This window comes from Pseudoflavonifractor capillosus (assembly GCF_016902575.1).
Classification (GTDB): domain Bacteria; phylum Bacillota; class Clostridia; order Oscillospirales; family Oscillospiraceae; genus Enterenecus; species Enterenecus capillosus_A.
This window is the reverse complement of sequence record NZ_JACSNZ010000127.1, coordinates 1-462: the sequence shown is the minus strand read 5'-3', so window position 1 is coordinate 462 and position 462 is coordinate 1. Positions and strand designations below refer to the sequence as shown.

General features: G+C 55.2%; 2 protein-coding genes. Both read right to left on the bottom strand.

Annotated elements, in window-relative coordinates; all coding sequences use genetic code 11:
- Positions 1–187: DNA cytosine methyltransferase (locus H9X86_RS12185; RefSeq protein WP_204901756.1), on the bottom strand; the 187-nt coding region annotated here is incomplete at its 3' end.
- Positions 184–462, bottom strand: a 279-nt coding sequence (locus H9X86_RS12180; protein WP_243416966.1) for a conjugal transfer protein TrbL family protein, incomplete at its 5' end; no start/stop codon positions are given. The genes H9X86_RS12185 and H9X86_RS12180, both read right to left, overlap by 4 nt.

Below are 462 nucleotides of genomic sequence, written 5' to 3'. Positions count from 1 at the left end.
GCAGCTCGGCACCGTGGAGCTTTGTAATATCCCCCACATGGATCATGTCGGGGAATCGGTGCTTGGTCACCTCTATGGGAAAGGCTTCGATTTCACTGGCCCATACAGGAATGATCCCGTTATGGACGGCGGCCAAAGGAAATCCGCCGATCCCATCAAATAAACTACCAAGGGTCAGTGTACTCATTTGGCCACCGCCTGGACCACCGTCCTGGTGGTATTGACCGCAGCCTGGGCCGTATAGACCGCAGACATAATGCTGGCTCTGGTGGTAGTGTCCAGACCGAAGGTTCCGGCGATGCGTGGGATTTCCCCTGCGGACAACATCAGTCCCAGACCCAGAAGGGCATTTTCTTTGAATACCATCAATCCTGCAATGAGGATGGTGGCTTGCAGGAAGGCGGTGAGGCAGAGTCCAATGATCTGCTTGCACCATTGGATGAAGCCGTCGGTATAGCCGCG